This window comes from Streptomyces odonnellii, from assembly GCF_000981895.1.
GTDB classification, from domain to species: domain Bacteria; phylum Actinomycetota; class Actinomycetes; order Streptomycetales; family Streptomycetaceae; genus Streptomyces; species Streptomyces odonnellii.
Genome location: NZ_LATD01000262.1, coordinates 1 through 5,968, shown reverse-complemented (window position 1 = coordinate 5,968; position 5,968 = coordinate 1). Strand labels below are relative to the sequence as shown.

At 72.3% G+C, this 5,968-nt stretch carries 4 protein-coding genes; 2 read left to right on the top strand and 2 right to left on the bottom strand.

Translation table 11 applies throughout. From position 1 onward, the window contains the following. Positions 1–88: 88 nt before the first annotated feature. Complete coding sequence (gene pfkB, locus WH07_RS23360) at positions 89–1,036, top strand: 1-phosphofructokinase (protein ID WP_046503432.1); 948 nt, start codon at positions 89–91, stop codon at positions 1,034–1,036. Positions 1,037–1,214: 178 nt separating this feature from the next. Further along, the gene (locus tag WH07_RS23355; protein WP_079023483.1) at positions 1,215–3,431 is read left to right on the top strand and encodes a PTS fructose transporter subunit IIABC; all 2,217 of its coding nucleotides are present in this window, start codon (positions 1,215–1,217) and stop codon (positions 3,429–3,431) included. 69 nt (positions 3,432–3,500) lie between these two features. Here WH07_RS23355 and WH07_RS23350 read toward each other — a convergent pair whose 3' ends face one another. Further along, positions 3,501–4,361 (bottom strand): DUF6227 family protein, encoded by an 861-nt coding sequence (locus WH07_RS23350; protein ID WP_046503428.1) that lies wholly within the window; start codon positions 4,359–4,361, stop codon positions 3,501–3,503. Positions 4,362–4,507: 146 nt separating this feature from the next. After that, complete coding sequence (locus WH07_RS23345; protein WP_046503435.1) at positions 4,508–5,539, bottom strand: P1 family peptidase; 1,032 nt, start codon at positions 5,537–5,539, stop codon at positions 4,508–4,510. Between the last annotated feature and the right edge of the window lie 429 nt (positions 5,540–5,968).

The following is a 5,968-nucleotide window of genomic DNA, read 5'->3' as shown; positions in this document are numbered from 1 at the left end:
CCAGGAACAGAGCCAAGGGCAGGGTGGGGCGGCGGGTGCGGGCGGACAAGGACAAGGTCAGAGCCGGGCGGCGGGTGCGGGCGGGCCGTTGATCCTCACCGTCACGCCGAACCCGAGCCTGGACCGTACGTACGAAGTCCCCGCTCTCGACCGCGGCGAAGTCCTGCGGGCCACGGCCGAACGCATGGACCCCGGCGGAAAGGGCGTCAATGTCTCGCGGGCCGTCGCTGCGGCCGGCCGGCGTACCGTCGCCGTACTGCCGCTGGGCGGCGCACCCGGCGCGCTCGTCGCCGAACTGCTCGCCGGACAGGGCATCGAGGTCGCCCCCGTGCCGGTCGCGGGCGCTACCCGCTCCAATATCGCGCTCGCCGAACCCGACGGCACCCTCACCAAGATCAACGCGCCGGGTCCCGAACTCACCCCTGTCGAGTCGCAGTCACTCCTCTCCACGATCCGAACGCACGCCGGCGCCGCCGCCTGGATCGCCTGCTGCGGCAGCCTCCCGCGCGGGCTCGCGCCCGAGTGGTACGCCGAACTGGTCGCCCGCGCACACCTCGCCGGCGCCAGGATCGCGCTGGACACCTCCGGGCCCTCGCTCCTGGCGGCGCTCCGGGAGCGGCCCGACGTCGTCAAGCCGAACGCCGAAGAACTGGCCCAGGCCGTCGGCCGCCCCCTCGCCACGGTCGGCGACGCCCTCAAGGCCGCGGAGGAACTCCGTACGTACGGAGCCAGGGCCGTCCTCGCCAGCCTCGGCGCCGACGGTCAACTCCTGGTCTCGGATGCCGGAACGTATTTCGGCGCCGCGGCCGTCACCGCCGTCCGCAGCAATGTCGGTGCCGGTGACGCCTCGCTGGCCGGCTTTCTGACAGCGGGTGGCGAAGGCCCGGACGCCTTGGCCTCGGCGGTGGCGCACGGCGCGGCGGCGGTGCAGCTTCCCGGCAGCGTGATGCCCTCGCCCGCGGACCTGGACCCGGCGGCGGTCACTGTGACCGCCGACGTACCGATGGACCGCCCTCTCACGGAGCCCGCCCCATGAGCCTCCCCTCGCGTCCCCCCTTTCCCGGCATGCCCGAACTTCCCGGTGTCCCTGAGCCGGTCCGTCAGCCGATCCGTCGGCCCATCCGTCAGCCGGTCCCTGAGCCGGTCCGTCAGCCGGTCCGCGGGCAGTTGATCCAGACAGTCCACCAGCAGATATGCGAGCGAAGGAGCCCGCGATGAGCGAGTTGATCAACGCGGACCTGGTCGACCTCGACCTGGCCGCCCAGACAAAGGAAGCCGCGGCCCGCTCGCTGGCCGAGCGGATGGTGACCCAGGGCCGGGTCACCGACCTGGACGGGTTCCTCGCCGATGTGGCCGCGCGCGAGGCGCAGATGCCCACCGGCCTCGACGGCGGAATCGGTATCCCGCACTGCCGGAGCGCTCATGTCACCGAAGCCACCCTGGCCTTCGGCCGCTCGGCGCGGGGCATCGACTTCGGCGCCCCGGACGGTCCGGCCGACCTGATCTTCCTCATCGCGGCCCCGGCGGGCGCCGACGACGCACACCTGACCATCCTCTCGGCCCTGGCCCGCCGTCTGATGAACGAGGACTTCACCACAGCCCTGCGTACGGCCACGGACCCCACGGCGACGGCATCCCTGATCACCGGCGACACCGAGCCCGTCGCCACTGACCCCGGCGCCCCCGAGCCGGAGGCCGCTACGCCCGAGTCGGCAGGCGGCACCGTCAATGGCATCAGTACTGGCACCGGCACCGGCACAGGTACCGGCACTGGGGCTGAGGCGGGGGCCATGACTCAGGCCGAAGCCGAAGCCGGGCCCGCGACCGGGCCGGACGCACCCGTTTCCGCCTCCGAGTCGGACACTCCTACCGCCGATCGTCCCTTCCGCATTGTCGCTGTCACCTCCTGCCCCACCGGTATCGCGCACACCTATATGGCCGCCGAGGCCCTGGAGAAGGCCGGTCGGCACGCCGGTGTCGAAGTGGTCGTCGAGCCCCAGGGGTCCGCCGGATTCCGCCGGCTCGACCCCGCCGTCATCGCCGCCGCCGACGGTGTGATCTTCGCCCACGATGTGCCGGTACGGGAGAAGGACCGGTTCGCCGGTAAGCCCACCGTCGATGTCGGCGTCAAGGCCGGTATCAACCGCCCCGCCGAACTGATCGCCGAGGTACGGGGCAAGGCCCGACGCGGCGAGATCACCGCCCCGGCCGCCGGGCGCGGCGACGGCTCTCCCGGCACACCCGTGGACAACGCCGGAGAACCCGGCGAGGGGTACGGCACCAGGCTGCGCAAGTGGCTGATGTCCGGGGTCAGTTACATGGTTCCGTTCGTGGCCGCGGGCGGGCTCCTCATCGCCCTCGGCTTCGCCATGGGCGGCTACACCATCAACAAGGCTCCCTCCGTCGCCGAACACTTCGTCTGGACCGACCACACGAGCTGGGCGGCCCTGCTGTTCCAGATCGGCGGTCTGGCCTTCAGCTTCCTCGTGCCCGTCCTCGCCGGCTATATCGCGTACGGGATGGCCGATCGCCCCGGTCTCGTACCGGGCTTTGTCGGCGGCTCCATCGCCCTCACCATCAACGCGGGCTTCCTCGGCGGTCTGGCCGCCGGTCTGATCGCCGGTGGCACCGTGATGGCCATTCAGCGGGTGAGCGTGCCCGCCCCGCTGCGGGGCATCATGCCGGTTGTCGTGATCCCCCTGGTCTCCTCGGCGGTCGTCGGCTTTCTGATGTTCCTGGTGGTCGGCAAGCCCATCGCCTCGCTCCAGAAGGCACTCACCGACTGGCTGTCCGGCCTCTCCGGGGCCAACGCGATCATCCTGGGCATCATTCTCGGCCTGATGATGTGCTTCGACCTGGGCGGCCCCCTGAACAAGGTCGCGTACGCCTTCGCCGTCGGCGGTCTCGCCAACCCCAACGAGGGCAGCCTCAAGGTCATGGCCGCCGTGATGGCCGCGGGCATGGTCCCGCCGCTCGCGATGGCGCTGGCCACGACCGTACGCGGCAAGCTGTTCACCCGTGCCGAACGGGAGAACGGCAAGGCCGCCTGGGTGCTCGGTGCCTCCTTCATCACCGAGGGCGCGATCCCCTTCGCCGCCGCCGACCCGCTGCGGGTGATCCCGTCGGCGATGGCGGGCGGCGCGGTCACCGGCGGGCTGTCGATGCTCTTCGAGTGCACCCTGCGGGCACCCCACGGCGGCATCTTCGTGATCCCGCTGATCGGCGATCCGTTCCTCTATCTGCTCGCCATCGCGGTCGGTACGGCGGTGAGCACCGGCCTGGTCGTCCTGCTCAAGGGAGCCCGGAAGACGGGCCACCCCGACCAGGGCGAAGGAGTGCCCGGCCCTGACGACGCGGCCGACGCAGCCGCACCCGGGGCGACGGGCGCCGCCGGAGCCGGACCCGACGCCAAGGTCCCGGCGGCTGTCTGAACCCGTTTCCCCCTGTCGTACGACCGCCCACCCCTGACGGCCGTTCGACATCCCCCTCCCCGGGTCAGCTCACAGCACCCGCGCGCGGAGCTCCATGGCCTCGCGTGCGGTGCTCTCCGCGTCGTACACCTCGCACATGTGGCGGCCGTCCGGCGTCGCCGTGTGCTCCACCTCCCAGAGGCTCATCTCGCTGCCGTCGATCAGGAGGAACGCGTGCTCGTAGAGCATGAATCCCGCGTCCTTGCCCTCGACCTGGCACTGTCGGCCGAAGACCTGGGTGATGTGGTGCGCGAAAGCCGTCTGCAGCAGTCGCGCGGTCGCCTCGCCGGGCCGGTCGGCGTTCTCCGCCCGGCGCAGCACCCGGCGCGCATGGTCGGGGGAGTTGTCCGGGAAGTACTGCCGGGGCCTGGGCGCCTGAGGCAGCGCCCGCAGCCCGCGGAGCAGGGCGAGATGGGCGTCGATCTCGGCGGTGCGCTCGGACTCCAGCTCCGCGAGCAGACCGGCCGCGGCATCGTCCACGGGCGCTCTGCCCTCGGACGGCACCTCGTCGGGCCCGGAGACCAGGGGCGGTCCGCCGGGTCCGTCGACGGCCGGCCGTGCCGCCTCAGGACTGCTGGGATGGCCGAGCCGGGCCGCGGCGAGCCGCACCTCGGACTCGTCCGCGTACAGCTCGTGCAGCCGCGCCCCGTCCCGGCCGGTGTTGTGCACCAGCTCCCACAGGGTGAGCGAACTGCCGTCGCGGAGCAGGAAGGTGTGCCGGTAGGTCTCGCGGTGCAGCCCCGCACTGTGGTGCGCGGAACACAGCGAGCTGGCGTGCGCCAGCGCGTGGCCGAGCTTTTCGACCAGTGCGTCGGGCAGGTCGAAGGAGTTGAGTGCCCGACCCAGGAGTCGCTCGAGGTGCGTCTCGGTTGTCTCGTGAGGATCGTTCAAGATGGGTCTCCAGGCCGTCGCCACATGTCACTTGGTGATTGCATAACGTAGCGCCTAGGGCTGACATTGCGTCCCAGGTTTGGGAAAACGAAGGGGGCGTACGCGAAGTTCCCGTGCGCCCCCCGCCAACTCGGCCTCCGCGCCGGTCAGTCGAGGCCGTACAGCTCGCCGTACGAGAAGAACGTCCCGCCGGGCCCCCGGACGCTCTTCGCCGCGCTGACGGCCCGTACGATCGCCCTGGTCACGACGTCCGCCCCGGCCGCCAGCACCTCGTTGAGGGCGAGCGGATCACCTTCGGTGAGGGGCCGTCCGCCCGTCGACAGGGCAAAAACCGTGTCCCCGTCGTTGAGCAGATGAACCGGACGGACGGCGCGCGCGATGCCGTCGTGCGCCGTCCCCGCGAGCTTTTGCGCCTGGGGCCGGGACAGTTCGGCATCGGTGGCGACGACGGCGAGCGTGGTGTTGAGCGGCGCCGGACCCTGCCGCTCGCGCAGCTCGGCCAGGCGCAGTTGCGCCGCCACATGGACCTCCGGCGCCGGATATTCCGTACGCCCGCTGAAGTAGCGTCCATACAGCACGCCCGTGAGCGGATCCACGGCCGAGCCCGCCGCGTTCGCCACGACCAGGGCCGCCACGGTGATGCCGGAGTCAAGGACCGTGCTCGCCGTACCGATCCCGCCCTTGAGAGGGCCGACGAGGGCGCCCGTCCCCGCGCCCACACCGCCCTCGGCGACCGGTGCCCCGCTCGCCGAACGGGCCGCCGCCTCCACCGCCGCGCGCCCCGTCGCCGCGTCCGGGCGTATCCGCCAGTCCCCGCCGCGCCCCAGGTCGAAGACCCCGGCCGCCGGGACGACCGGCACCACCTGGTCCGGGCCGGGGCCGACCCGGATGCCCCGTCGGCGCTCCTCCAGCCAAGCGACCACACCGGACGCCGAGTCGAGCCCGTACGCGCTGCCGCCCGTCAGCACGACCGCGTCGACGCGCTGGACGATATTGCGCGGGTCGAGGGCATCGGTCTCCCGGGTGGCCGGGCCGCCGCCCCGTACGTCCACCGCGGCCACCACCCCGCCCTGTGGGGCGAGGACGACCGTGGTGCCGGTGAGCGCACGGTCCCCTGCCACCCGGGCGTGTCCGACCCGCAGACCCGCCACATCGGTCAGTGCGTCATTGATTGCCATGAACCCCATCCGTACCACGCGCTCCTGAGGAGGCCACGAGCGTCACCCCGACCCCGCCGCCACCGTCGCCACCAGCCCCGCGACGAGAACCGCCCAGGACGTGACGAACGTACAGGCGATCGACCCCACCGCTGACCCGTACGGTACGAGTCGGCCGTACCGTACGAGCCTTTCAGCGTGAACCCGTGACCATCGGGCTCACGCCCTGCGGCCGCCTCGACGAAGCCGTGACCCGGTGGGGCTCCGCGTGGCCTGGCGCGACGGTACGGAGGCCCTCTGCCGCGCCTTTCGACTTCATGTGGCCGGCAGTCCGGAGAGGCGGCTCGCGGGCCCTTGAGGCGCCCGCCGGGGGCCGGGAAGGGCGGGTCCGGCCCGGCCGCCTCGCGTATCCCGGCGCGGACCTCACCCCCGTACCCTGGGGGTATGAGC

What these genes read in the sequence shown, in the direction of transcription:
- WH07_RS23355 (WP_079023483.1), top strand. Translation starts at nt 1,215, where the DNA reads ATGAGCGAGTTGATCAACGCGGACCTGGTCGACCTCGACCTGGCCGCC.
- WH07_RS23345 (WP_046503435.1), bottom strand. Translation starts at nt 5,539, where the DNA reads ATGGCAATCAATGACGCACTGACCGATGTGGCGGGTCTGCGGGTCGGA.